Origin of the sequence: Streptomyces sp. NPDC005963, from assembly GCF_040638655.1 — a bacterium.
Classification (GTDB): domain Bacteria; phylum Actinomycetota; class Actinomycetes; order Streptomycetales; family Streptomycetaceae; genus Streptomyces.
The window spans coordinates 531,176-554,571 of record NZ_JBEXVD010000002.1 but is presented as its reverse complement, the minus strand read 5'-3'; the positions used below and the strand labels follow the sequence as shown (position 1 = coordinate 554,571).

Genomic DNA, 23,396 nt, shown 5'->3' with positions numbered 1-23,396 from the left:
AGACGATGAGGAGAACGACGTGGGGACCGTAACGCTCGGCGTTTCGATCGCGGTCCCGGAGCCCTACGGCAGCCTGCTCCAAGAGCGGCGTGTGGGCTTCGGTGACCCCGCCGCACATGGGATTCCCACGCACATCACCCTCCTGCCGCCGACCGAGGCCGACCCCGCGCTGCTGCCCGCGATCGAGGCCCACCTCACGGAGGTCGCCCGCGCCGGCCGGCCGTTCCCGATGCGTCTGTCGGGTACGGGCACCTTCCGCCCCGTGTCGCCGGTGGTCTTCATCCAGGTGGTGGAGGGCGCGGCTGCCTGCTCCTGGTTGCAGAAGCGGGTGCGGGACGAGTCCGGGCCGCTGGTGCGTGAGCTCCAGTTCTCGTACCACCCGCACGTGACGGTGGCGCACGCCATCTCCGAAGAGGCCATGGACTGCGCGTACGCGGAGCTTGCGGAGTTCGAGGCCGCTTGGACATGCGCATCCTTTGCGCTCTACGAACAGGGCGCGGACGGGGTGTGGCGCAAGCTGCACGAGTACGCGCTCGGCGGCGGCATCGGATCCGTGCCGGCGCAGGGCTCCCCGGTCGACGAGCCGGCCACGGCACCCTTCACCTCGTAGCGCCCGTGTGCCCGTGTGCCGGGGGAGAACCGCCGGGTGCCGGTCGCGTCGGGCGGTTCTCAGGGCCCGGTGGGGGAGATCACAGGGGCAGTCTGCGGAAGAGGCCGCGCGGCGTGTGCCGTAGGGCCGCCATCACCACGCGTAGCACTCCCGGTACCCAGACCGTCTCGGACCTGCGCCTGAGCCCCAGCTCCACGGCCGTGGCGACGGCCTCGGGGGTGGTGGCGAGGGGTGCATCGGGCAGTCCGGCCGTCATGCGCGTCCGTACGAATCCGGGGCGCACCACCATGACGTGCGCTCCGGTGCCGTGGAGCGCGTCCCCGAGGCCCTGGGCGAACGCGTCCAGACCGGCCTTGCTGGAGCCGTAGATGAAGTTGGTGCGGCGGGCCCGTTCACCGGCGATCGACGAGAGCACCACCAGCGAGCCGTGCCCCTGGTTCTGTAGGGCGACCGCGGAGATCAGCCCGGCGGAGACGGCTCCCGTGTAGTTCGTCTGGGCGACGCGGACGGCGGCCGGTGGGTCGCCCTCGTCGTTCGCCTGGTCGCCGAGGACCCCGAAGGCGAGCAGGACCACATCGATGTCGCCCTCCGCGAAGACCTTGCCCAGCACTTCCTCGTGCGCTCCCGGGTCCAGGGCGTCGAAGGGCACGGTGTGCACCTGTGCGCCGAGTGTGCGCAGTGCGTCGGCCGCGGACTCCAACTCGGGGGAGGGCCGGCCGGCCAACCAGACCGTACGGACGCGGCGGGCGATCATTCTGCGGGCGACGGCCAGCCCGATCTCCGATGTGCCACCGAGGACGAGCAGGGACTGTGGGGTGCCGAAGGCGTCCTTCATACCGGATGACTCCTGATGTGTGTGGGGGGTGTGCGTTCTGCTCTGCCGTGTCCGGGGCGCGCCGGGGTACGACCGCGGTGTCAGAGGGCGAGACGACGGGCCAGGTCGGAGGTGAAGACCCCCTGCGGGTCCAGTCGGGCCCGCAGTTCACGGAAGTCCGCGAGCCGTGGATACATGCCGTCGAGGAGTTCGGGGCGGAGTCGGGAGTCCTTGGCGAGGTAGACGCGACCGCCCGCCGCCGCGACCTCCTCGTCCAGTTCGTCCAGGAAGGCGCCCAGACCGTCGAGCCCGGCGGGAACGTCCAGGGCGAGCGTCCAGCCGGGCACGGGGAAGGACAGCCAGCCGGGGTCCGCAGCGCCGAAGCGTTTGAGCACGGCGAGGAAGGAGGGGCAGCCCCGTTCGGCGATGCGCCGGACGATGTGCCGCAGGGCTTCTTCCCGGCCGTGGCCGACCACGAACTGGTACTGGACGAAGCCGTCGGGGCCGTAGATCCGATTCCAGTGCGGCACGGCGTCCAGGGGGTGGAAGAACCTGGTCAGCGGCTGGAGTTCGGCCTTGCGGGACCGCGGTGCACGGTGGTACCAGAAGGAGTTGAAGAGCCCCACCGACGTCCGGGTGAGCAGTCCCCGCGGTACGAAGGAGGGGGGTGCGGGCAGTCGGCCGGGGCGGAAGGCCAGGGGTGCCCGCCGGGCCCGTGCATCCAGTGCGTCCAGCGGGGCGTGGTCGCCCCGGGTGAGGACCGAGCGTCCGAGGGAACGGCCGCGGGCGAGGAGGTCGATCCAGGCGACGGAGTAGCGGTAGCGGTGGTCGTCGGTGGTGAGTCTGGACAGCAGGTCGTCGAGGTCGGTGGCCCGCTCCGTGTCCACGGACACCGAGGATGTATCCACGCGGTGCAGCCGGAGCGTCGCGGACAGGATCACCCCCGTCAGCCCCATGCCGCCCGCCGTGGCGTCGAAGAGGTCGGTGCCCGGCCCGACGGTTCGTACCCCGCCATCGGCCGTCAGCAGCTCGATGGAGTCGACATGGCGCGAGAACGAGCCGCTGACGTGGTGGTTCTTGCCGTGGATGTCCGCGCCGAACGCCCCTCCCACGGTCACTTGTCGGGTGCCGGGCGTCACCGGGACGAACCAGCCGAGGGGGAGCAGCACCTCCATCAGCCGGTGCAGGCTCACTCCGGCGTCACAGGTGACGGTTCCGGCGTGGGTGTCGATGGCGTGGATGCGGGCGAGGGCGGTCATGTCGAGCACGCAGCCGCCCGCGTTCTGGGCGGCGTCGCCGTAGGCGCGGCCGAGGCCGCGGGCGATTCCACCGCGGGCCCCCAGTTGGCGCACGAGCTCCGCGGTCTGGGCGGCGGAGTGCGGGCGCACCACCCGCGCGGTGGTCGGTGCGGTGCGTCCCCAGCCGTTCAGGCGAACGAACGGATCGGCCTCGTCGAGGGCGCTCGGTGGGGTGGTGGCGTTCACGAAGTCATCGGGCCGAGCGGCGTCAGAGGGAGCGTCGACAGACATAGCGCCGACCGTATAGCCGGTTATGCCCGCATTTTCGTAGTGCCTGGCTGACTCGCCGAAATGGGTGATTAAACGAGTGTCATCAAAGAATGGCGTGAAAACTGAGCGGTCGCGCAGAAGAGTCGCCCCTGGTTCATGGGAAGGGGTGGCGGATGACCGACTCCGAAAGCGCCACAGTCGTCGAAAGCGCCACAGTCGTCCGACGCGGCACGGCCACCGGGGACGCTTCGGCCGACCGTGGCCGGGTTTCGATGGACCGCGGCCGGGCTCCGGTGGACCGCGGCCGGGTTCCGATGGACGGCGGCTGGTTGGCGGCCGACCGACGGCTGCTCGCCGCGATGCGGGAGTGCGGCGCCCAACCGGAGATCGCCGCCGTCGCCCGGGCGCTCTCCTACGTCGGTGAGCACGGCGCGCTCTGGCTCGCCGCCGGTCTGGTGCACGCGGCGGCGGACCGTCCACGGCGAACGGCATGGCTCCGGGCGACGGTCGTGGTCGGTGGGGCGCATCTGGTGAGCATGGGCGTCAAACGGGTGGTGCGCAGAGCGCGCCCCGGGACGACTGCGCGCCCGTTCCCCCTGGTGCGCACCGCAGGTCGGTACTCCTTCCCCAGCTCCCACGCCACCTCGGCCGCAGCGGCTGCCGTCGCCTTCGGGGCGCTGTTGCCCGCGGCGCGGCAGTTGCTGCCCCCGGTCGCCGCCGCCATGTGCGTCTCCCGGCTCGTCGTGGGCGTCCACTACCCCACCGACATCGCCGCGGGCGCCGCGCTCGGCGGGCTGGCCGCCCACCTCGGACACCGCTGGACGATCCGTCCCCTCACCGCGGGAGGAAGGTGCGATGACTGATCCCGGCACCGCCCTGCTGGTACGGCCCGAGCGGCGGTCCAAGCGCTCGCGCCGCCCCGCACCGCCCCGGCGCGGTGGTCTGCTGGCCGGGCTGCTGAGGACCGCCAGACCGCGTCAGTGGGTGAAGAACCTGCTGGTCCTCGCGGCTCCCGCCGCCGCGGGCGAACTGGACTCCCGGCACACCATCGCCCGACTCGCGGTCGTCTTCGTGCTCTTCACGGCAGCCGCAGCGGCCGTCTATCTGATCAACGACGCCCGCGATGCCGAAGCGGACCGTGCCCATCCGGTCAAGTGCCGGCGCCCGATCGCGGCCGGACTCGTCCCCGCGCACCTCGCCTACGCCGTGGGTGCGCTCCTCGCGGTCCTCGCCGTCGCGGGCGCCGCCGCCTTCTGCAACGCCATGACCGGCGCGCTGATCACCGCGTACCTCTCCATGCAACTCGCCTACTGCATCTGGCTGAAACACGTACTCGTCGTCGATATGGCCGTCGTGACCACCGGCTTTCTGCTGCGGGCCATGACCGGTGGCGTGGCACTGGGCATTCCGCTCTCCCGGTGGTTCCTCATCACCACCGGCTTCGGAGCGCTGTTCATGGTGGCGGCCAAGCGGTACTCGGAAGCCGTGCAGATGGACGGCAGGAGCGGCGGCAAGGGCGCTACTCGGGCACTCCTGAGCGAGTACACCACCGGATATCTGCGGTTCGTCTGGCAGCTCGCCGCCTCCGTCGCCGTACTCGCCTACTGTCTGTGGGCCCTGGAGAACGGCGTTCCCGACCGGTCGGCGCTGCTGCCCTGGCGACAGCTCTCGATGATCGCCTTCATCCTGGCGGTCCTGCGGTACGCCGTGTTCGCTGACCGCGGCACGGCCGGCGAACCCGAAGACGTGGTGCTGGGCGATCGTGCACTCGCCGTGATCGGTCTGGTGTGGGCCGCGATGTACGCATGTGCAGTCGCCGGACTGTGATCTTCCGATGCATGATCCGGCCACTGTCATCGGCCGCGGAGGGTAGGCGTACGCCATGGACTGGTTGACCAAGCTCCCCGTCGTCGGGCCCACCGCCGCCCGGCTGATGCAGACCCACGCCTGGCGTTCCTACGAGACGCTGGAACGCGTGCACTGGACCCGCCTCGCCGCGGCCATCACCTTCCTCAGCTTCCTCGCCCTCTTCCCACTGATCACGGTCGCCGCCGCGGTCGGGGCCGCACTGCTCAGCGATGATCAGCTCGGCAAGCTGGAGGACAAGGTCAGCGAGCAGGTGCCCGGCATCTCCGATCAGCTGGACATCAACTCGCTGGTGGCCAATGCCGGCACGATCGGACTGGTCGCCGGTGCGCTGCTGCTGCTCACCGGCATCGGCTGGGTCGGCGCCATGCGGGACTGTCTGCGCGCCGTGTGGGGGACCGACGACGAGGACGAGGGCAACCCCATCCTCCGCAAGGCCAAGGATGCGGGCGTACTCCTGGGCCTCGGCGCCACCGCGCTCGTCTCCCTCGCCGCGTCCGCACTCGGCTCCAGCGCGGTGGGGTGGACGGCGGATCGACTCGGCCTCGACAAGGACGGCGCCTGGGGAGTGCTGCTGTCCGTCGTGGCGATCGCCATCGCCGTCCTCGCCGATTTCCTCATGCTGCTCTACCTGCTCACCCTGCTCCCGGGCGCCCAGCCCGAGCGGCGTCGGCTGATCGTGGCGGGGCTGATCGGCGCCGTCGGATTCGAACTGTTGAAGTTGCTGCTCAGCGGCTATATGGCGGGCGTGGCGTCCAAGAGCATGTACGGGGCCTTCGGTGTTCCGATCGCCCTGCTGCTGTGGATCAACTTCACGGCGAAGCTGCTGCTGTTCTGTGCGGCCTGGACGGCGACGCCGAGCAGGAGTTCGACGATCGTGGCGGACATCGAGGGACCGAGGACACCCCGGGCGACCTGAGTACCGTCCGTCATCCCCGCTGGGAGGGCCAGCGGCGGTTCACCACGAAGAACGCCGCGGCCAGCGCCACCAGGACACCGCCCACGATCGCCAGGGCGATGCCGACGCCCCCGGACGACTCCTCCCGGGCGATGGCCACCGGCTTCGCCTGCGTACCGTTCTTCCCCGGGCCGGCGCCGCGCGCCTCGTCCAGTCGCGCCGACCGCGGCGGGACCAACTCACCGACCGGGGTGACCTTCCCACCGGCGGCGAAGCCCCAGTCCAGCAGTCGGGCGGTCTCCTTGTAGACGGCCTGGCTCTCACCGGATTCGGGGTTCATGACGGTGACCAGCAGCACCCTCCCGTTGCGTTCGGCGACCCCCGTGAACGTCGAGCCCGCATGGGTGGTGTTGCCGTTCTTGACGCCGGCGATCCCCGGGTACGGGGTGACGCCGTCCTCACCGGTCAGCAGCCGGTTGGTGTTCTGGATCTCGAAGGTCTCCCGCTTGTCCCCGTCCATCTCGCCGGGGAACTGGGCGCGCACGGTGGCCGCGTAGTCCCGGAAGTCCTTCTTCTGCATCCCGTTGCGCGCGATGAGCGTGAGGTCGTACGCGGAGGAGACCTGGCCCGCGGCGTCATAGCCGTCGGGGGATGCGACCCGGGTGTCCAGCGCCTGCAACTCCTCGGCGTGGGCCTGCATGTCCTGGACGGTCTTGGGGATGCCGCCGTTCATGGCGGAGAGGACATGGACCGCGTCGTTGCCGGAACGGAGGAAGACACCGAGCCAGAGGTCGTTGACGGTGTAGGTGAGCTCTTCCTTCACCCCGACGAGGCTGCTGTTCGCGCCGACCTCCGAGAGCTCGGCGGGGGCGACCTTGTGCACGGCCTCCTTCGGGAGCTTCGGCAGCAGGGTGTCCGCGAACAGCATCTTGATCGTCGAGGCCGGCGGCAGCCGCCAATGGGCGTTGTGCGACGCCAGGACGTCTCCGCTCTCGGCGTCCGCCACGATCCAGGACCTGCTGCTGAGGTCCTTGGGGAGTACGGGCGCGCCCGTACCGAGATTGACCTGGGTGCCCGGCTTGCCGAGTTGGGCCCCGCCGACCGTGGACATCACCGACGGGGGGTTCGGCTGCTTGCGTGCCTTGCCGTCGACCGTGCGCTCATGGGCGTCCGCTGCGGCCGGTGCGGCGACGAGGAGCGGCAGCAGCGAGGCGGCGGTGACCGTCAACGCGGTCCGGCGCGCGGCCTTCATCGTGATCATCTTCAAAGCGGGCACGTGCGTGAAATTACAGTGCTGATCAGAAAATATGCTTATCGGGTTGATGACTCGCCGGGAACGCCGCCAGGACGGCCCACCCCGGACACCTCGAACGATGAACGGCAGCGATACTGGACGGATGAAGCTCAACCGCCCCACATCCTGGTTCCTGCTCGTGTTCGGGGTGTGGAGCTGGTTCATCTGGGTCACCTTCGTCAAAAACCTATGGCAGGACGGCAGCGGACTCGCCTTCAACGAAGCGGGCGATCCCACGGGCTACTTCTGGGTTCATCTGCTGCTCGCCATCACGTCCTTCCTTCTGGGGACGGTCGTAGGACTCATCGGGTTGCGTGGGGTCCGCGCCTTGCGGCGCGAAGAACGCGAAGAATAGGGGAGCTTTCTGTGATCGTGGTCGTCGTGCTCGTCTTCGTGGCGGTGCTCGCGCTGCTGGCGGGCGCGCACTGGTACGTCTGGCGGAGACTGGTCCGCGACACCACACCGGTCCGTGGCGTGGCCCGGGGCATCGGCACCGTGGCCCTCTGGGTGCTGCCGCTGTTCTCCTTCGGGGCGCTGGTGGCAGGTCGTGCGGGCGCGCCATTTTGGCTGGAAAAGATAGTGGCCTGGCCGGGGTACCTCTGGTTGGCCGTGCTGCTCTATCTGGTGCTCGCGCTGCTGGTCGGAGAGGTCGTCCGAGCGGTGTGGCTGCGCAGCTCCCGCACCTCGCAGCAACCCCGGCCCTCCGGGTCGGGTGCGGTGCCCACTCCGGTGACCGCCCAGGGCACCGCTTCCGTGACAGCGGAGACCCCGTCATCCGTACGAGGGACGGATCACACGGCCACCGCCACAGACACCGTCAGCAACACCGCCACCGCCACGGACACGACCACTGGTCCGGATCCGGCACCGGCCCACGAGGTGAAGCCCACTCCCGCGGCCGACGATCCCCGTACCGTCTCCCGGCGCCTCTTCGTCTCCCGGGTCGTCGGCGCCGGTGCCGCCGCCGCCGCGCTCGGCACCGTCGGACACGGCGCCTACGGGGTGCTCCGCGGACCCAAGATCAAGCGGGTGACCGTCCCGCTCGCCAAACTGCCCCGGGCCGCGCACGGCTTCCGCATCGCCGTCGTCAGCGATATCCACCTCGGGCCCATCCTGGGCCGCGGCCACACCCAGCGGATCGTGGACACCATCAACGCCTCGGGGCCCGACCTCGTCGCGATCGTCGGTGACATGGTCGACGGCAGCGTCGCCGACCTTGGATCCGCCGCCGAGCCGCTGCAACAGCTCCAGGCCCGGCACGGCACCTTCTTCGTCACCGGGAACCACGAGTACTTCTCCGGGGCCGAGGAGTGGGTCGACCACGTGCGGGAACTCGGTCTGCGCCCGCTGGAGAACGAACGCGTCGAGATCGCCGGGTTCGACCTCGCGGGCGTCGACGACATCGAGGGCGAGAAGTTCGGCAGGGGCCCTGACTTCCGCAAGGCACTCGGCGACCGCGACAGCGCCAGGGCCGCCGTACTACTGGCCCATCAGCCCGTGGTCATCCACGACGCCGTGGAACACGGCGTGGACCTCCAGCTCTCCGGCCACACCCACGGCGGGCAACTCTGGCCCGGCAACCACCTTGCCGCGCTCGCCAATCCGACCGTCGCCGGCCTGGAGCGGTACGGCGACACCCAGCTCTACGTCACCCGCGGCGCCGGAGCCTGGGGGCCGCCGGTGCGGGTCGGTGCCTCGTCGGACATCACCGTGGTGGAGCTGGCCTCACGCCAGGCGTGATCGCGTCGGCGTCCGACGACGAGGGAGCGAGGGACGCACCGGGGGTGGCCGCTGGCAGCAGGACCGTCACGGCCAACCCCCGGCCCCGTGCCGTACGCACCGTCACCTCGCCCCCGTGGGACGCGACGACCGCCTGCACGATCGCCATGCCGAGACCACTTCCGGGAGCCTGCGGCGATGGGTCTTCCCTGACTTCCGTTCCCCTGACTTCCGTCTCCCCGGTCTCAGCCTCCCCGGTCTCCGCCTCCCGCACAGGGGGCTCCTCCGCGGCCGTCTCCCGGGTGGCCGCAGCCCCTCCCGCCGCCCGGAAGAAGCGGTCGAAGATCCGGTCCGCGTCCCGCGCAGCCATCCCCGGGCCCTCGTCCGCGACGGTCAACCGCACCCACCCGGGGCGGTCGTCCCCGGCGTCCTCACGCGCCAACTCCACCCGCACCCGCGCGGTCTCCGGCGTGTGCGCCCGGACGTTCCCCAACAGATTCCCCACGATCTGACGCAACGCCGACTCATCGCCCTGCACCGCCGTCCGTCCCCCGGTGCGCAGGTCGACGGGCCGGTCCGGCTGCTGCGCCCGCAGATCGTCCGCCCCGTCCCGCACCAGCTGTCCCAGATCCACCGCGGCCATCCGCAGCGGAGTCTGCCGGTCCAGCCGGGCCAGCGTCAGCAACTCCTCCACCAGCCGGCCCATCCGGTCCGCCTCGGCGTTCATCCGCGCCAGTGCCCGCGCCCGCTCGACCGGCCCGCTCAACATCCCCCGGTCGTACAACTGGAGGTAACCGCGTATCGCGGACAGCGGGGTGCGCAGTTCGTGCGAGGCGTCGGCGACGAACCTGCGCAGTTGGGCCGCGCTGCGCTCCCGTGTCTCGAAGGCCGATTCGACCTGGTGGAGCATGGAGTTGAGCGCGACCCTCAGTTGCTCGATCTCGGTCGCCGTGGGGGAGTCGGCCGGCACCCGGCGGGTCAGATCGCCCTCCGCTATGGCGGACGCCGTCTCCACCATGTCCTCCAGCGGACGCAGCCTGCGCCTGGCCCACCCCATGGTGACCAACGCCAACAGCACCAGCAGCAGCAGTCCGAAGACGATGTCGAACTTCAGCGCCTTGCGCAGCGCGTTGTGCATCGCCCCCGTACTGGTCGCCATCAACACGACCGTGCCGTCGCTCAGCCGGGTGCCCACGGCCCGGTACGGTTCCCCCTTGACCTGGATCTCCAGCACCGCGCCCGAGCGGACGAGCGCGGCCGGATCGGCGACCGCAGATGCGATGGCGCGCTGCCGGGAGGTGGGCTCGATTCCGGCGAACGCGGTCGGGCGGCCATGGGCGTCCAGCGCCACGATCATGGTGTCCGAGCGGGGCAGGCCCGACTGCCGGTGGCCTGGCGCGAACTGCTCCAGCAGGGTGCCGAGCGCCTTGAGTGAGGAGATCTCCTTCTGTGTGAAGCCCGTTCGCGCCAGGGCGTTGCGGTTGCCGATGAGTTCCGTGTCGACCCGGTCGATCAGGAAGTGCCGCATCCCCATCAGACTGACGGCGGTCGCCACGGTGATGCCCAGGGCCAGCAATAGGACGTTGACGGCGGTCAGTTTGGCGCGCAGCGAGTGCGGCGCGTGCCGGTGCCGGTGTCGGCGGCGCGGACGGTTCCGCAGCTCCGTCATGAGAGTCCGTACCCCACACCTCGACGGGTGGTGATCAGCGGTGGTCCGAGCGGGTCGAGCTTGCGCCGCAGATAGCTGATGTAGGTCTCCACCACGGTCGACTCCGCCTCGTGCTCGTACTGCCAGACGTGTCGCAGCAGTTGGTCCTTGGGCACCACCCGGCCGCCGTTGCGCACCAGGAACCGCAGGAGCGCGTACTCGGTGGGCGTCAGCTGTACGGAACGGCCCCCGCGCCGCACGGCGTACGTCGTCTCGTCCAACTCCAGGTCCCCGTATCGCAGGGGAGGAGGCACGGACAGCACGTCGGCCGGTCGGGTGCGCCGCAGGACGGCCGTGACCCGGGCCACGACCTCGTCGACGTTGAACGGTTTGGTGATGTAGTCGTCACCAAAACCCAACGCCCCGACGATCTCGGCGGGCGCGTCCCGGGCGGTGAGGAAGACGATCGCCGTGTCCGGGTGCAGCGCGCGCATCTCGCGACCCAACACCCGGCCGTCGCCGTCCGGGAGCATCACGTCGAGCAGGGCCGCATCCGGGCGGGTCCGGCTGGTCAGCCGCTGCGCCTGGCGCACGCTGCCCGCCGTCATCACCTCGAACCGGTGGTACTTCAGCGCGATCGTCAGCACGTCGGCGATGCTCGGCTCGTCCTCCACGACCAGGACCGTCGCCCCCGCGCAGTCCCCGCCCCGCTCCTCCTGGCCCATGCCTCCCCCTCCCGGCCCGATGTTCCCCGAGCTGCCGCCTCCTCCCACCGATCCCGGTCGATGGGGATCTCAGTATCGGCACCCCGGACGGGTGAGGGGACCTTCGCTGCCTGGGAGTTCCTTGTGAGTCGGGGACGAAACCCGCCACGGTCGCACTGCACGGCTGATTCTGAACCCACTCGGGGGCGATGGGGATACGAAGGAGCAGTGAACGTGACGGCGTTGGCACGGTGGTGCTATCGGCACCGACTGGTGGTTCTGGTGCTGTGGGTGGGGGCGCTGATGGGCCTGGGGGCGGCCGGAACCGCCGCGGGCACCCACTATTCGAATGTCTTCAGCCTCCCCGACACCGACTCGAAGAAGGCGTTCGACCTGCTGGTCAAGGCGTTCCCGGAACGGTCGGGGGACCAGAACACGCTGGTGTGGCGGGTCGGGGAAGGCTCGGTGCGGGACGCCCCCGTACGACAGCGACTGGAGCCCGCGCTGCGGGAGATCGCGGGGATGCGCGGGGTCGGCGAGGTCATCAGCCCCTACGCACCCGAAGGCGCGACGCAGATCAGCAGGGACGGCCGGACCGCCTACGCCCAGATCACCTTCGTCGACCAGGCGGACGCGGTGCCCAAGGCGCTCGTGCAGGACGTCGTCGACCTCACCGAGGAGGCGTCGGGCGACGGGGTGCAGACGGAGATCGGCGGACAGGCCGTCAAGCGCATCCAGGAACCACCGTTGGGCACGGCCGAGTTGGTGGGCCTCGGGGCTGCGGCGGTCGTGCTCTTCCTGGCGTTCGGTTCCCTCTTCGCCATGGTCCTGCCCCTGGTCGTGGCCGTCTTCGCGGTCGGTACGGCGATGATGGCGACCGTCCTGCTCAGCCATGTCACGGACGTGCCCGAGGTGGCTCCCCTCCTCGGTTCGCTGATCGGCCTCGGGGTCGGCATCGACTACGCGCTGTTCATCGTCACCCGGCACCGCAAGGGCCTGCTGCGCGGCATGGAACCGGAGGAGTCCGCGGTCAATGCGCTCAACACGTCCGGGCGTGCGGTGCTGTTCGCGGGCGGGACGGTGTGCATCGCCCTCGCGGGCATGTTGGTGATGAACCTCCGCTTCCTGGACGGGGTGGTGATCGCCACCTCGCTCACGGTCGTCCTGAGCGTGCTGGCCGCCGTGACGCTGCTGCCCGCGCTGATGGGCGTGCTCGGGCCGCGGGTGCTCAGCCGGCGTCAGCGGCGGCGGTTGGCGGCGGACGGGCCCGCGCCCGCCGAGGCGAGCGGTCTCGCGGCCCGCTGGTCCGCGGTGGTCCAGCGGCGACCGCGCGCGATCGGCGCGGTGGCGCTGGTGGTGATGGTGGCCCTGGCGATCCCGGTGTTCTCGCTGCGGCTCGGTGCGACCGACCAGGGCAACCATCCGCAGGAGTCGACGACCCGTCAGGCGTACGACCTGCTCGCGGACGGCTTCGGCCCCGGCTTCAACGGGCCGCTCCAACTGGTCGCCGACGGTGTCGAACCCCCTGCCGTGGAGGAACTGGTCGAGCGGGTGCGCGGCACCGAGGGCGTGGCCTTCGCCGCCGCCCTGCCGTCCCGGCCTGGCTCGGGGCTGACCGTGATCCAAGTGGTGCCGACGACATCGCCGCAGTCCGAGGAGACGGATCGACTGATCGACGTCCTACGGGAGGACGTCATCGCCGACTCCGGTGAGAAGGTCCACGTCGGCGGGGTCACCGCGGTCTTCAAGGACTTCGCGGCGGTGACCAGCGAGCGGCTTCCGTACTTCGTCGCCACGATCATCGTGCTCGGCTTCATCCTGCTGATGATCGCGTTCCGTTCGATCGTGGTGCCGCTGACCGCCGCAGTGATGAACCTGATTGCCGCGGCGGCGTCCTTCGGCGTCCTGGTGGCGATCTTCCAGTGGGGTTACGGTACCGAACTCCTCGGCATCGGCAAGGAGGGTCCGATCACCGCGTTCCTGCCGGTCATCATGTTGTCGCTGCTGTTCGGGCTCTCCATGGACTACCAGGTCTTCCTGGTCAGCCGGATGCACGAGGAATGGGTGCACACCCAGGACAACGCCCGGGCCGTGCGGGTGGGACTCGCCGAGACCAGCAGGGTCATCAACTGCGCCGCCCTGATCATGATCTGTGTCTTCGGTGCGTTCGTCCTCAGCGGTGACATGGAGGCCGGCATGGCCGGTGTGGGGCTGGCGGTCGCGGTGGCGTTGGACGCGTTCGTCCTGCGTACGGCTTTGGTCCCGGCCGTGATGCATCTGCTCGGGCGCTCCAACTGGTGGCTGCCCGCCGCACTGGACGCGCGACTGCCCCATCTGGCGGTCGAACCGGCGGACGCCGGGCCTGACGAGCCGACTCCCGCCTCCGGTACGGCAGGGCCGAAGGCCGGTTCGGTCGTGCACGGACTGGTCCACACCGGGCACGGCGAGCCCCTGATGGGTGCCGTCCTCACACTGGAGTCCCCCGAGGGCGCGCAGATCGACCGGGTGGTTTCGCTGGCGGACGGGTCGTACATCCTCTCGGCTCCCGAGGGGGGTGCCCATCTGCTCACGGTCACCTCGCCCCGGCACGAGCAGTGGGTACGGCACATCGTCATCGGGGACGATCCGCTGGTGCAGGACGTGGTGCTGGCACCGGTGGGTGCCAGCCGCTGAGGTCGCGGGTGGCCGGGTCCTACTCGTGCCGGGTCGTGCCGGGTCCTACTCGTCCCGGTCGGTGGCCGCCCCGGTGTCCGGGGCGGTCGCCGACCGGGCCCGTGCCGGAGGAGCCGTGGTCTGACGGTTCGCGGCAGGGGCCTTCTCCTTGCGGGCCGCTGCGTTCTGCGCCATGCCGGGCATCAGGTCCGTCAGCAGTTCGTGCACGTCGTGGACGAGGGGCCGCAGCACCCGGAAGCGGGCGAGGCTGATGCCCCGGGCGGTGACCCGGGCGCCGCGCGCCGCCAACAGCCTGCTGCGCTCGTGGCCCTCCGAGCGGTCGAAGACCCAGTAGAGGACCAGCCCCATCTGGGAGAGCCACAACAACTCGGGCAGGGCGTCGGCCAACTCCTCCGGGACCTTCACCTTGGCACCGGCCAACGTCTGGCGGTGGACGTCGATGGCCTCTTCGCGCGCGGGTTCCGACTCGGGTGAGAACGGGCTGAGCGGGCTGTCCGGATCGGCGGCGTTCTTGAAGAACTGGGCCGCGAACTCGTGGTACGGCTCCGCGATGTCCAACCAGGCCAGCAGCACCCCCGCGAGCCTGGCCTCCAATTTGGTCTCCCGCTCCAGCACGGGACGGACGGCTGCCTGGTGCTCGGCCGCGATCCGGTCGTAGAAGCCCTGGATCAGGTGCTCCTTGGAGGAGAAGTAGTAGTAGGCGTTGCCGACGGAAACCCCGGCTTCCTTGGCGATGGCCCGCATGGTCGTCTTGTCGTAGCCGCGCTCCTGGAACAGCCGGAGCGCGGTTTCGAGGATGAGCGTCCGGGTCTGTTCGCTCTTCGGGATGCTCCTGGGGGCCTTCTCTTCGCTCACGGTGCGAGCCTAGCCGGGCAGTTCGCACTGGTCGTCGCAGGCCGCCGCCTGCCCGGAACCGGTCCCCGTGCCCGCGCCCGAGAGCTCGCGGTACTTGGCGGCGGCGAGCATCGTGCCGCGGACGAAGGGCGCCCCGCTTGGGGTGGCGAGCCAGTGGGCCTTCGGACGGTGTTCGGCGAGCGCCCACAGACAGACGATCCATGCGGCGGATCCGCTGAAGATCTGCCCCCGGTCGCCGATGACGGTGATCTCCCGCTGGGTGCGGGCGTGGTCCAGCTCGGGGAACAGCCGCTGTGCCTCGTGCGATCCGGCGGGTACCAGGTGCAGGGGTACGAGTTGGGGCTGTCCCTTGAGCCAGTGCCGCAGATGGACGCAGAGGGAGCAGTTGGCGTCGTAGAGGACGGTCAGCGAGGCGATCGGGGCGTCGGGGGTCGGCTGGGTGCCCATCGGGTCACGCTCCGGCCCGGGCTCGGCCGCCGTCGGCGGTCGGAGGAGTGCGGTCGGCGGGGTTGGTCCAGCCCTGCGGACGCACGGGCGGCACCTGCTCGCGCTCCATCACGCCCCGCCTGCGGATCTTGTTGAGGACGTAGACGTTGCTCAGGTGCATCACACCGAGGACCAGCAGCACCACGCCGAGCTTCACCGAGAGGGCGTCGAACAGCTCCCGGGCGTCGTCGACGGTTTCGGCGACCCGCAGATAGAGGGCGACGAAGCCGAGGTTGACCAGGTAGAAGCCCACGACGAGCAGGTGGTTCACGGCGTCGGCCAACTTCTCGTTCCCGTGCATCACGTCCGACAGGAAGATCCGTCCGTTCTTGCTGAGGGTGCGGGCCACCCAGATCGTCAGGGCCACGCTGATCAGCAGATAGACGATGTACGCGACCACGTTGAGGTCCATGCCACACGCTCCTTGAACACGTTCAAAAATGCTGACGGGATTGAATGTAGACCTGTTTTTGAACATGTTCAAGCGGATCTGACGAGGGGAAATCCAGGGGCGCCCGACCACGGCACCGGCCTAGGGTCTTTCTTTTGGATCAGGCTGGATCAGGGAGCGGGGTCTGGTGCCGTGGATCGCAAGGCGGAGGAATGAATCACTGCGGTGGGGGCACCTCCCGTGCCGCCAGGCACAGGGGGCCATTGGTGATTGACGACAACGCGGCGTGGGGGTACCTCCCGTGCCGCTAGGCACAGGGGGAGCGCGGTGCCAGGGCACGCGAGCCCAGCAAGATCCGAAAGAAGGCCCTAGGGTCGGCACCGTGAACCTGACTTATGACCTCGCCGGCACCGGCCCTGCCGTGCTCCTCCTGCACTCCACCGTCTGCGACCGCCGCATGTGGGACCCCCAGTGGTCCGCCCTCGTGGACGCCGGTTGGCGGGTGGTCCGCTGCGACTTCCGGGGGTACGGGGAAACCCCCGCGGCCCGGGGCCCCTACAGCGACGCGGACGACGTCCTCCACCTTCTGGACGCGCTCCAGATCGAGAGGGCCGCCGTGGTCGGCTCTTCGTACGGCGGTCGGGTCGCGCTGGAGATCGCCACCCGAGCCCCCGAACGCGTCACGACCCTCGCCCTGCTCTGCGCAGGACTGCCCGACCAGGGCACCAGCCCCGAATTCAACGCCTTCGACGAGCGGGAGACGGAACTGTTCGAAGCAGGCGATCTGTACGCCACGGCCGAACTCAACGCCCACACCTGGCTCGGCCCCGACGCGGGGCCCGCAGCGCACTCAGCGGTCCGCACGATGCAGCAGCACGCCTTCGAGATCCAGGTCGCAGCTGCCCGCGAGCACGGCGAGCACTACGGCGACCGGGACTTCGACCCCGCGGCGCTCGCCGAGGTGCCCGTACCGGCGCTCGTGGTCTCCGGCGCCCATGACCTGCCCGAATTCCGCGCCACCGCGACCCGTTTGGCCGCCCTGCTCCCTTCGGCCGAGCTGCGGGAACTGCCATGGGCGGGCCATCTGCCCGCCCTGGAACGCCCGGAGGAGACCAATCGGCTCCTGCTGGACTTCCTCCGTACCCATGGCCTTGACGCGCCTGCCCGCCGAACCGCGCCAGGTGCCGACCGCCCCTGACCCGCCGCGGCCACCCCTGCCCCTCCCTGACTGCCCCTGGCCGTCCTGGTCGTCCTGGTCGTCCTGGTCGTCCTTTGAGGCGACCCCTGGCTCCGACCGGCATTGTCAGTGGGCCCGGCTACCGTCCTTCACATGGGAATGGTGACCTTCGTCGATGAGACGACAGCAGGTGAACGCCTCGGCTCCGTGGGCGTCTCGGTGACAGAGGAGCGATTGCCGCTCAGGGAGCTCATCCGACGGCGGGTGGGTCAAGAGGCCCCCGGCGAAGGCGCGGACGCCGCCTACGAGCGCGCCCTGGAGGCGTTCGGGCGCAATGGCTTCCTGGTGCTCGTGGGAGAGCGGCAGATAACCGAGCTCGACGAGGTCGTCCGCCTCGCGGAGACGACCGAAGTCACCTTCCTCAAGCTCGTTCCCCTGGTCGGTGGCTGATGGACTGGCGATCGGCGCACGCCGACATCATGGCCGTCCGCGCGGCCATCGCCGCGGGAGACCTCACCGAGCTCGCCGATCTGTTCGTCCGGATTGGCACCCGTGAGGGCAACCAATGGCCGGGCGACCGGGCGTCCCTGCTCCGACGGCTGCGCGAACTCTCCGAGGAACAGCGGCAGGAGCTGGCCCTGCTGTGGAGCACCCGCTATCACCAGGGGGCGGACACCGGAGTGGCCCTCAGCGTCATGATCACCCTGATCCGGACCGTCGACCCCGACGCCGGACTGCTCGAAGACGAGCGCCGGGAGCGGATCGAGCGACTCTCCCGGGACGCGGCCTGCTATGACGCCCACCAGTTGGTGGCACTCATCCGGGGCGAGCAGAAGGCGGGCCGCCCCCTGCCCGGACCCTTCATCGCCATGGTCCGACGCTCCCGACTGACGGCGTACTGGTCCGGCGAACCCCTCGACGGCCTCCTGGCCGAGCTCACCGAGCCCGTGCTCAACCCCGGTGAAGCATGGGCGGACCGGGCCCTCGCCGACGCCGCGACCTGGGGCGAGCCCGGGCGGCTGCTGCTCCGGCGGCTCCTGGCGGCCAAGTCCACCAAACCCAGCCGTGCTTGGGAGCGGGCCGTTCGCGCCCTGGTCGCGGAGATCGGCCAGCAGACCGTTCGCACCACGGTGTTGGCCTGGCTGGAGCTGGTCGGAAGCCCACGGACGTTCCCGCTCACCTACGACTATGGATCGGACGAGCAGTACGACGCCTACAACGCCGACGCCGTGCGCGGCCTCGCCTGGCTGACCTCCCTGCTGGAGCCGGGCCAGGACACGGTGCGTGCACTGGGCGCACTGGTCGAAACCTCGCTGCGCAAGCTCCCGGACATCGGCCCCAGATGCCCCAAGGTCGCCAATGCAGCCGTCGTCGCGCTCTCCCGTACGGAAGGGGAGCCGGCCCTCGCGGAACTGGCACGACTGTCCACCCGGGTCGTCTACAAGCCCACGCTGAAGATGATCGGCACCGCACTCGACTCACGCGCGGAGGACGCCGGCATCTCCCGGGAGGAGATCGAGGAACTCAGCACCCCCACCTACGGGCTGACCTCTGTCGGGTGCGGCGAGCGGATCATCGGCGATGCCACCGCCCTGCTGGAGGTGAGCGGGAGCAAGGCACGGCTCTCCTGGCGGACCGCCGCCGGGCGGACCGTGAAGAGCCCGCCCGCCGCCGTCAGGAGCGCCTTCGCGGAGGAGGTCAAGGAGGTCAGGGCAGCGGTCAAGGACATCGACAAGATGCTCACGGCACAGTCCGAGCGACTGGACCGCCAGTTCCTCGCCCGCCGCAGTTGGTCCCTCGGCCCCTGGCGCGAACGCATCCTGGACCATCCACTGGTGGGCACCGTGGCGCGCAGACTGATCTGGACCGTCGACGGCGTGACGGTCATGCTGGACGGCACGGAACTGCGCACCGCCGAAGGCGAACCGGTGACCCCCGACCCCGGCGCGACCGTCACCCTCTGGCACCCCGTGGGCCGCCCCGATGCCGAAGCCGCCGGCTGGCGGAGGTGGTTGGAGGAGCGCGAGATCACCCAGCCGTTCAAGCAGGCCCACCGGGAGACCTATCCCCTGACCGACGCCGAGCGCACCACCGGTAACTACTCCAACCGCTTCGCCGGCCACTTCCTGCGGCAGTACCAGTTCCACGCACTGGCCGCCGCCCGCGGTTGGACCTCCAAGCTGAGGCTGTGCGTCGACGACGTAGCCCCGCCCGCCTACAAGGAGCTGCCCCTGTGGGGGCTGCGCGCCGAGTTCTGGATCGAGAGCGTCGGCGGTCCGGCGGACGGCGACCTCAGCTCCTCGGGCGCCTACCAGCGCATCTCCACCGACCAGGTCCGCTTCTATCCCCTGGAAGCCGCACACAACTGGGCCCACGTCGGGGGCGGCGCCTATGCGCAGAACGCCTACTGGCGCAGGGGCGGGGCTCCGGCGCTCGACCCCCTGCCGCTGCACGCCGTGCCCGAACTGGTCCTCTCCGAAGTCCTGCGCGACGTGGACCTCTTCGTCGGCGTGGCGTCCGTCGGCAACGACCCCACCTGGCAGGACGGCGGACCGGCCGGTCGGTTCCGCGACTACTGGCACTCCTTCGCCTTCGGGGAGCTCTCCCGCACCGCCCAGACCCGCGGCGAACTGCTCACCCGACTGCTGCCCCGGCTGGCGATCGGCGACCGCTGCACGGTCGAGGGGCGGTTCCTCCATGTCCAGGGGGAACTGCACCTGTACCGCATCCACCTGGGCTCGGGGAACATCCTGATCGCCCCGATGGATCGATACCTCTGCATCGTGCCCGGAGGGCGGTCCAGCGCGGCGGACAGCGGATACCTGCCGTTCGAAGGGGACAGCACCCTCGCGGTGATCCTCAGCAAGGCGATGCTGCTGGCCCGCGACAAGGAGATCACCGACCCGACCATCACCACCCAGCTGTGACACCGGTCCCGCGGCCCGCCACGGAAGGACCGCGCGGCCGTCCAAAGGAAAGGGGCAGACGCCCGACGGACGTCTGCCCCACCCCGAATGCTCCCCCGTACCCCGCGGCTAAAGGCTGCTCACCGAGCGGGCGTAGTTGATCTGCCCCATGATCTCCTGGAAGGCATAGGGGCTGTGCACCGGAATCATCGTCGCGTGGTGCTTGCCACCGCTGGCCACCGTCACCTGGACGAAGCCCGTCGTCTTGCGCTCCTTGATCAGCAGGAAGAGCAGACCCAGCAGACAGGCCAGCGCGAAGACGATCGCCAGCACCACCGCGTACGTCGGGATCTTCTCCTCCGTGCGCGACATGTCCGTGGCGTTCCAGACGGCGCCCTTCAACGGCATCGGCCCGGCCGGCGTGATGATCGACTCGCTCATCACCGTGATGTCGCCGATCGCCAGCAGCGGAGTGCCCCCGGTCGCCGGCCCGTGCACGGGCACCGGGACCCCCGCCGGCTGGGTCTGGGAGTAACCCGGAGGCTGGTGCGGGTAGCCGTATCCCGGCGTGTCATGAGGGTATCCATAGGGCTGTGTGGGCCCCCACTGGTACTCGGGCTCGCCCTCCGCCGCGTATGGATTCGGCTCGGTCATCTTGGTTTCCCCGCTTCCCGCTGCGACACATACAGACGTTCCCACCGATCCTGCCAGGTCTCGCCGCGCCCGGTGAAGTCCGTACCGGTAACGGTGCCAAGCGCAAGGGCCCCGGTCCGCAGGGAACCGGGGCCCTTGCCAGCCCGGAAGCGCGTCCGGACGGGCAGATATGACGGCCAATCAGAATCGACGGGTGATCAGCGCCCGCTTCACTTCCTGGATCGCCTTGGTGACCTCGATCCCACGCGGACAGGCGTCCGTGCAGTTGAACGTCGTACGGCAGCGCCACACGCCGTCCTTGTCGTTCAGGATCTCCAGCCGCTGCTCCCCGGCCTCGTCGCGCGAGTCGAAGATGAAGCGGTGCGCGTTGACGATGGCCGCAGGGCCGAAGTACTGCCCGTCGTTCCAGAACACCGGGCAGGAACTGGTGCACGCGGCACACAGGATGCACTTGGTGGTGTCGTCGAAGCGCTCGCGGTCCTCGGCGGACTGGAGGCGCTCACGCGTCGGCTCGTTCCCCTTGGTCACCAGGAACGGCATCACGTCCCGGTACGCCTGGAAGAACGGCTCCATGTCCACGACCAGGTCCTTGAGCACCGTCAGGCCCTTGATGGGCTCGACCGTGATCGGCTTGGCGGGGTTGAGGTCCTTGATCAGCGTCTTGCAGGCGAGCCTGTTCTTGCCGTTGATCCGCATCGCGTCCGAACCGCAGATCCCGTGCGCGCACGAGCGGCGGAACGTCAGCGTGCCGTCCACATCCCACTTGATCTTGTGGAGGCCGTCGAGGACCCGCTCCTTGGGGTCGATCTCGATCGGGAAGTCCTCCCAGACCGCGTCCTCGGAGACCTCCGGGTTGAAGCGGCGGATGCGGAAGGTGACCGTGATGTACGGCGAGGCGGCTGATTCGGCCTCGACCTTGTCCAGTACGGGGGTAGCCATCAGTACTTACGCTCCATCGGCTGGTAGCGGGTCTGGACGACCGGCTTGTAGTCGAGACGGATGCTCTCGGAGCCGTCGTCGCCGACCTCGCGGTACGCCATGGTGTGGCGCATGAAGTTGACGTCGTCGCGGTTGGGGTAGTCCTCGCGGTAGTGACCGCCGCGGGACTCCTTGCGGGCGAGCGCGGAGACGGCCATGACCTCGGCCAGGTCGAGCAGGTTGCCCAGCTCGATGGCCTCCAGCAGGTCCGTGTTGAACCGCCTGCCCTTGTCCTGGATGGACACGTTCCTGTAGCGGGCGCGCAGCTCGCCGATCTTCTCGACCGCCGTCTTGATGGTCTGCTCGGTGCGGAAGACCATGACGTTGGCGTCCATGGTCTCCTGGAGCTCCCGGCGGATGTCGGCGACCCGCTCCTTGCCGGTGGAGTTGCGCAGCTGCTCCACCTGCTCCTGGACCAGCGACGCCGGGTCCTCGGGGAGCTCGACGTAGTCGTTCTTCGCGGAGTACTCGGCGGCGGCGATGCCGGAGCGCTTACCGAAGACGTTGATGTCCAGCAGCGAGTTGGTGCCCAGCCGGTTGGCGCCGTGCACGGAGACGCAGGCGACCTCGCCGGCGGCGTACAGACCGGGAACGACGGTGGTGTTGTCCGCCAGGACCTCGCCCTCGACGTTGGTGGGGATGCCGCCCATGGCGTAGTGCGCGGTCGGCTGGATCGGGATCGGGTCCGTGTAGGGCTCGATGCCCAGGTAGGTGCGCGCGAACTCGGTGATGTCGGGCAGCTTGGCGTCCAGCTGCTCCGGCGGCAGGTGCGTCAGGTCGAGGTAGACGTGGTCGCCCTCGGGACCGCAGCCGCGGCCCTCGCGGATCTCCGTGTAGATGGAGCGCGAGACGACGTCGCGCGAGGCGAGGTCCTTCATGACGGGCGCGTACTTCTCCATGAAGCGCTCGCCGTCCTTGTTGCGCAGGATGCCGCCCTCACCGCGGGCGCCCTCCGTGAGCAGGATGCCCATGCGCCAGATGCCCGTCGGGTGGAACTGGAAGAACTCCATGTCCTCCAGCGGCAGCCCGCGCCGGTAACAGGCGGCCTGCCCGTCACCGGTGAGCGTGTGGGCGTTGGAGGTCACCTTGAAGAACTTGCCGGTGCCGCCGGAGGCGTAGATGACGGCCTTCGCCTGGAAGACGTGGATCTCGCCGGTGGCCAGCTCGTAGGCGACCACGCCGGACGACCTCTTGACCCCGTCCACCTCGGTGATCAGCTGGTCAAGGACGTAGAACTCGTTGAAGAACTCGACGCCCTCCTTGACGCAGTTCTGGTACAGCGTCTGGAGGATCATGTGGCCGGTGCGGTCCGCGGCGTAGCAGGACCGGCGGACGGGGGCCTCACCGTGGTTGCGGGAGTGCCCGCCGAAGCGGCGCTGGTCGATGGTGCCGTTCGGGGTGCGGTTGAACGGCAGGCCCATCTTCTCCAGGTCGAGGACGGCGTCGATGGCCTCCTTCGCCAGGATCTCGGCGGCGTCCTGGTCGACCAGGTAGTCACCGCCCTTGACCGTGTCGAAGGTGTGCCACTCCCAGTTGTCCTCTTCCACGTTGGCGAGCGCGGCGGCCATGCCGCCCTGCGCCGCACCGGTGTGGGAGCGGGTGGGGTAGAGCTTCGTCAGGACGGCGGTACGGCTGCGCTTGGTGGCCTCGATGGCCGCCCGCATTCCCGCTCCGCCAGCGCCGACGATGACGGTGTCGTACTTGTGGATCTTCATGTGGTTCGTCAGCCCCGGCTTTAGCGGATGTTCGGGTCGAAGGTGAAGATCACCAGCGTGCCCAGCAGGATGGTGAACACCGTTGCGGTGTACAGCAGGCCCTTGAGCCACAGGCGCGTGTTCGGGCGCTCGGCGTAGTCGTTGATGACGGTACGCAGGCCGTTGGCGCCGTGCAGCATGGCGAGCCAGAGCATCAGCAGGTCCCAGACCTGCCAGAACGGGGATGCCCAGCGACCGGCGACGAAGGCGAAGCCGATCTTGGAGACACCGCCGTCCAGCACCAGCTGGATCACGAGGTGGCCGATGACCAGCACGACCAGCACCACGCCGGAGAGGCGCATGAAGAGCCAGGCGGCCATCTCGAAGTTGCCGCGGGTGGCGCGCGGGGTCTTGCCGGTGCGCTTGCGCGGGGCCTCGATCAGGGGGGCCGGGTTGTCCACGTCGTAGAGCGAGCCGCTCTCGACGGGACCGATCGCGGAAGAGGTGTCAGCAGACATGTC

General features: G+C 69.7%; 22 protein-coding genes. 10 read left to right on the top strand and 12 right to left on the bottom strand.

Features of this window, described 5'->3' with window-relative positions; translation table 11 throughout:
* Nucleotides 1-19 precede the first annotated feature (19 nt).
* Nucleotides 20-610, top strand: coding sequence for a 2'-5' RNA ligase family protein (locus ABZ348_RS05695; RefSeq protein ID WP_358929647.1), 591 nt, complete (start codon nucleotides 20-22; stop codon nucleotides 608-610).
* A 79-nt stretch (nucleotides 611-689) separates the two neighbouring features.
* Here ABZ348_RS05695 and ABZ348_RS05690 read toward each other — a convergent pair whose 3' ends face one another.
* Together ABZ348_RS05690 and ABZ348_RS05685 are read right to left on the bottom strand one after the other, a co-directional pair.
* Nucleotides 690-1,445 (bottom strand): decaprenylphospho-beta-D-erythro-pentofuranosid-2-ulose 2-reductase, encoded by a 756-nt coding sequence (locus tag ABZ348_RS05690; RefSeq protein WP_358929645.1) that lies wholly within the window; start codon nucleotides 1,443-1,445, stop codon nucleotides 690-692.
* A gap of 80 nt (nucleotides 1,446-1,525) precedes the next feature.
* A complete protein-coding gene (locus tag ABZ348_RS05685) occupies nucleotides 1,526-2,953 on the bottom strand; it encodes an FAD-binding oxidoreductase (protein ID WP_358929644.1) in 1,428 nt (475 codons plus the stop codon).
* A gap of 293 nt (nucleotides 2,954-3,246) precedes the next feature.
* Between ABZ348_RS05685 and ABZ348_RS05680 the strand changes: the two genes are divergently transcribed.
* The 3 genes from ABZ348_RS05680 to ABZ348_RS05670 are packed head-to-tail and all read left to right on the top strand — an operon-like array spanning nucleotide 3,247 to nucleotide 5,717.
* Complete coding sequence (locus ABZ348_RS05680; protein ID WP_358929849.1) at nucleotides 3,247-3,795, top strand: phosphatase PAP2 family protein; 549 nt, start codon at nucleotides 3,247-3,249, stop codon at nucleotides 3,793-3,795.
* Nucleotides 3,788-4,759 (top strand): decaprenyl-phosphate phosphoribosyltransferase, encoded by a 972-nt coding sequence (locus ABZ348_RS05675; protein ID WP_358929642.1) that lies wholly within the window; start codon nucleotides 3,788-3,790, stop codon nucleotides 4,757-4,759. Before ABZ348_RS05680 ends, ABZ348_RS05675 begins: the two co-directional genes overlap by 8 nt.
* A 55-nt stretch (nucleotides 4,760-4,814) precedes the next feature.
* A complete protein-coding gene (locus ABZ348_RS05670) occupies nucleotides 4,815-5,717 on the top strand; it encodes a YihY/virulence factor BrkB family protein (RefSeq protein WP_358929640.1) in 903 nt (300 codons plus the stop codon).
* A gap of 10 nt (nucleotides 5,718-5,727) precedes the next feature.
* Here ABZ348_RS05670 and ABZ348_RS05665 read toward each other — a convergent pair whose 3' ends face one another.
* Nucleotides 5,728-6,948 (bottom strand): D-alanyl-D-alanine carboxypeptidase, encoded by a 1,221-nt coding sequence (locus ABZ348_RS05665; protein WP_358929847.1) that lies wholly within the window; start codon nucleotides 6,946-6,948, stop codon nucleotides 5,728-5,730.
* Nucleotides 6,949-7,093: 145 nt separating this feature from the next.
* Here ABZ348_RS05665 and ABZ348_RS05660 point away from each other — a divergent pair, with 145 nt between their 5' ends.
* Nucleotides 7,094-7,345, top strand: a complete 252-nt coding sequence (locus ABZ348_RS05660) for a hypothetical protein (RefSeq protein WP_358929638.1) — start codon at nucleotides 7,094-7,096, stop codon at nucleotides 7,343-7,345.
* Between the two features lie 11 nt (nucleotides 7,346-7,356).
* Entirely contained in the window at nucleotides 7,357-8,730 is a 1,374-nt protein-coding gene (locus ABZ348_RS05655; protein ID WP_358929636.1) for a metallophosphoesterase, read from the top strand.
* On the opposite strand, the gene ABZ348_RS05650 is transcribed toward ABZ348_RS05655, so the two are convergent.
* Together ABZ348_RS05650 and ABZ348_RS05645 are read right to left on the bottom strand one after the other, a co-directional pair.
* Nucleotides 8,696-10,378 carry a HAMP domain-containing sensor histidine kinase gene (locus tag ABZ348_RS05650; protein ID WP_358929634.1) on the bottom strand — a complete coding sequence of 561 codons (1,683 nt, stop codon included), beginning with the start codon at nucleotides 10,376-10,378 and terminating at the stop codon, nucleotides 8,696-8,698. The two genes, ABZ348_RS05655 and ABZ348_RS05650, sit on opposite strands and share 35 nt — an antisense overlap.
* Nucleotides 10,375-11,082: a response regulator transcription factor gene (locus tag ABZ348_RS05645; protein ID WP_358929632.1), complete on the bottom strand. Its 708-nt coding sequence runs from the start codon at nucleotides 11,080-11,082 to the stop codon at nucleotides 10,375-10,377. Before ABZ348_RS05645 ends, ABZ348_RS05650 begins: the two co-directional genes overlap by 4 nt.
* Nucleotides 11,083-11,304: 222 nt before the next feature.
* Between ABZ348_RS05645 and ABZ348_RS05640 the strand changes: the two genes are divergently transcribed.
* On the top strand, nucleotides 11,305-13,734 hold the full coding sequence (locus ABZ348_RS05640; protein WP_358929845.1) for an MMPL family transporter: 2,430 nt from the start codon (nucleotides 11,305-11,307) through the stop codon (nucleotides 13,732-13,734).
* Between the two features lie 45 nt (nucleotides 13,735-13,779).
* Here the strand turns inward: ABZ348_RS05640 and ABZ348_RS05635 are convergent, their stop codons facing one another.
* From ABZ348_RS05635 to ABZ348_RS05625, 3 genes are read right to left on the bottom strand one after another with little or no spacing between them, the layout of a single operon-like run.
* Nucleotides 13,780-14,589 carry a TetR family transcriptional regulator gene (locus ABZ348_RS05635; RefSeq protein WP_358929630.1) on the bottom strand — a complete coding sequence of 270 codons (810 nt, stop codon included), beginning with the start codon at nucleotides 14,587-14,589 and terminating at the stop codon, nucleotides 13,780-13,782.
* A gap of 9 nt (nucleotides 14,590-14,598) precedes the next feature.
* Complete coding sequence (locus ABZ348_RS05630) at nucleotides 14,599-15,036, bottom strand: DCC1-like thiol-disulfide oxidoreductase family protein (RefSeq protein ID WP_358929628.1); 438 nt, start codon at nucleotides 15,034-15,036, stop codon at nucleotides 14,599-14,601.
* Nucleotides 15,037-15,040: 4 nt separating this feature from the next.
* Nucleotides 15,041-15,487, bottom strand: a complete 447-nt coding sequence (locus ABZ348_RS05625) for a hypothetical protein (protein ID WP_358929627.1) — start codon at nucleotides 15,485-15,487, stop codon at nucleotides 15,041-15,043.
* 361 nt (nucleotides 15,488-15,848) lie between these two features.
* Between ABZ348_RS05625 and ABZ348_RS05620 the strand changes: the two genes are divergently transcribed.
* From ABZ348_RS05620 to ABZ348_RS05610, 3 genes are all read left to right on the top strand, one after another.
* The gene (locus tag ABZ348_RS05620) at nucleotides 15,849-16,664 is read left to right on the top strand and encodes an alpha/beta hydrolase (RefSeq protein ID WP_358929625.1); all 816 of its coding nucleotides are present in this window, start codon (nucleotides 15,849-15,851) and stop codon (nucleotides 16,662-16,664) included.
* A 132-nt stretch (nucleotides 16,665-16,796) separates the two neighbouring features.
* Nucleotides 16,797-17,093 carry a hypothetical protein gene (locus tag ABZ348_RS05615; RefSeq protein WP_358929623.1) on the top strand — a complete coding sequence of 99 codons (297 nt, stop codon included), beginning with the start codon at nucleotides 16,797-16,799 and terminating at the stop codon, nucleotides 17,091-17,093.
* Nucleotides 17,093-19,570: a DUF4132 domain-containing protein gene (locus tag ABZ348_RS05610; protein WP_358929621.1), complete on the top strand. Its 2,478-nt coding sequence runs from the start codon at nucleotides 17,093-17,095 to the stop codon at nucleotides 19,568-19,570. Before ABZ348_RS05615 ends, ABZ348_RS05610 begins: the two co-directional genes overlap by 1 nt.
* A gap of 108 nt (nucleotides 19,571-19,678) precedes the next feature.
* Here ABZ348_RS05610 and ABZ348_RS05605 read toward each other — a convergent pair whose 3' ends face one another.
* From ABZ348_RS05605 to ABZ348_RS05590, 4 genes are all read right to left on the bottom strand, one after another.
* A complete protein-coding gene (locus ABZ348_RS05605) occupies nucleotides 19,679-20,203 on the bottom strand; it encodes a hypothetical protein (RefSeq protein WP_358929619.1) in 525 nt (174 codons plus the stop codon).
* Nucleotides 20,204-20,383: 180 nt separating this feature from the next.
* Nucleotides 20,384-21,142, bottom strand: a complete 759-nt coding sequence (locus ABZ348_RS05600; RefSeq protein ID WP_358929617.1) for a succinate dehydrogenase iron-sulfur subunit — start codon at nucleotides 21,140-21,142, stop codon at nucleotides 20,384-20,386.
* Complete coding sequence (gene sdhA / locus ABZ348_RS05595) at nucleotides 21,142-22,896, bottom strand: succinate dehydrogenase flavoprotein subunit (RefSeq protein ID WP_358929615.1); 1,755 nt, start codon at nucleotides 22,894-22,896, stop codon at nucleotides 21,142-21,144. The genes ABZ348_RS05600 and sdhA overlap by 1 nt, the downstream gene beginning before the upstream one ends.
* 20 nt (nucleotides 22,897-22,916) lie before the next feature.
* Nucleotides 22,917-23,393 carry a succinate dehydrogenase hydrophobic membrane anchor subunit gene (locus ABZ348_RS05590; protein ID WP_329022437.1) on the bottom strand — a complete coding sequence of 159 codons (477 nt, stop codon included), beginning with the start codon at nucleotides 23,391-23,393 and terminating at the stop codon, nucleotides 22,917-22,919.
* Nucleotides 23,394-23,396 lie beyond the last annotated feature (3 nt).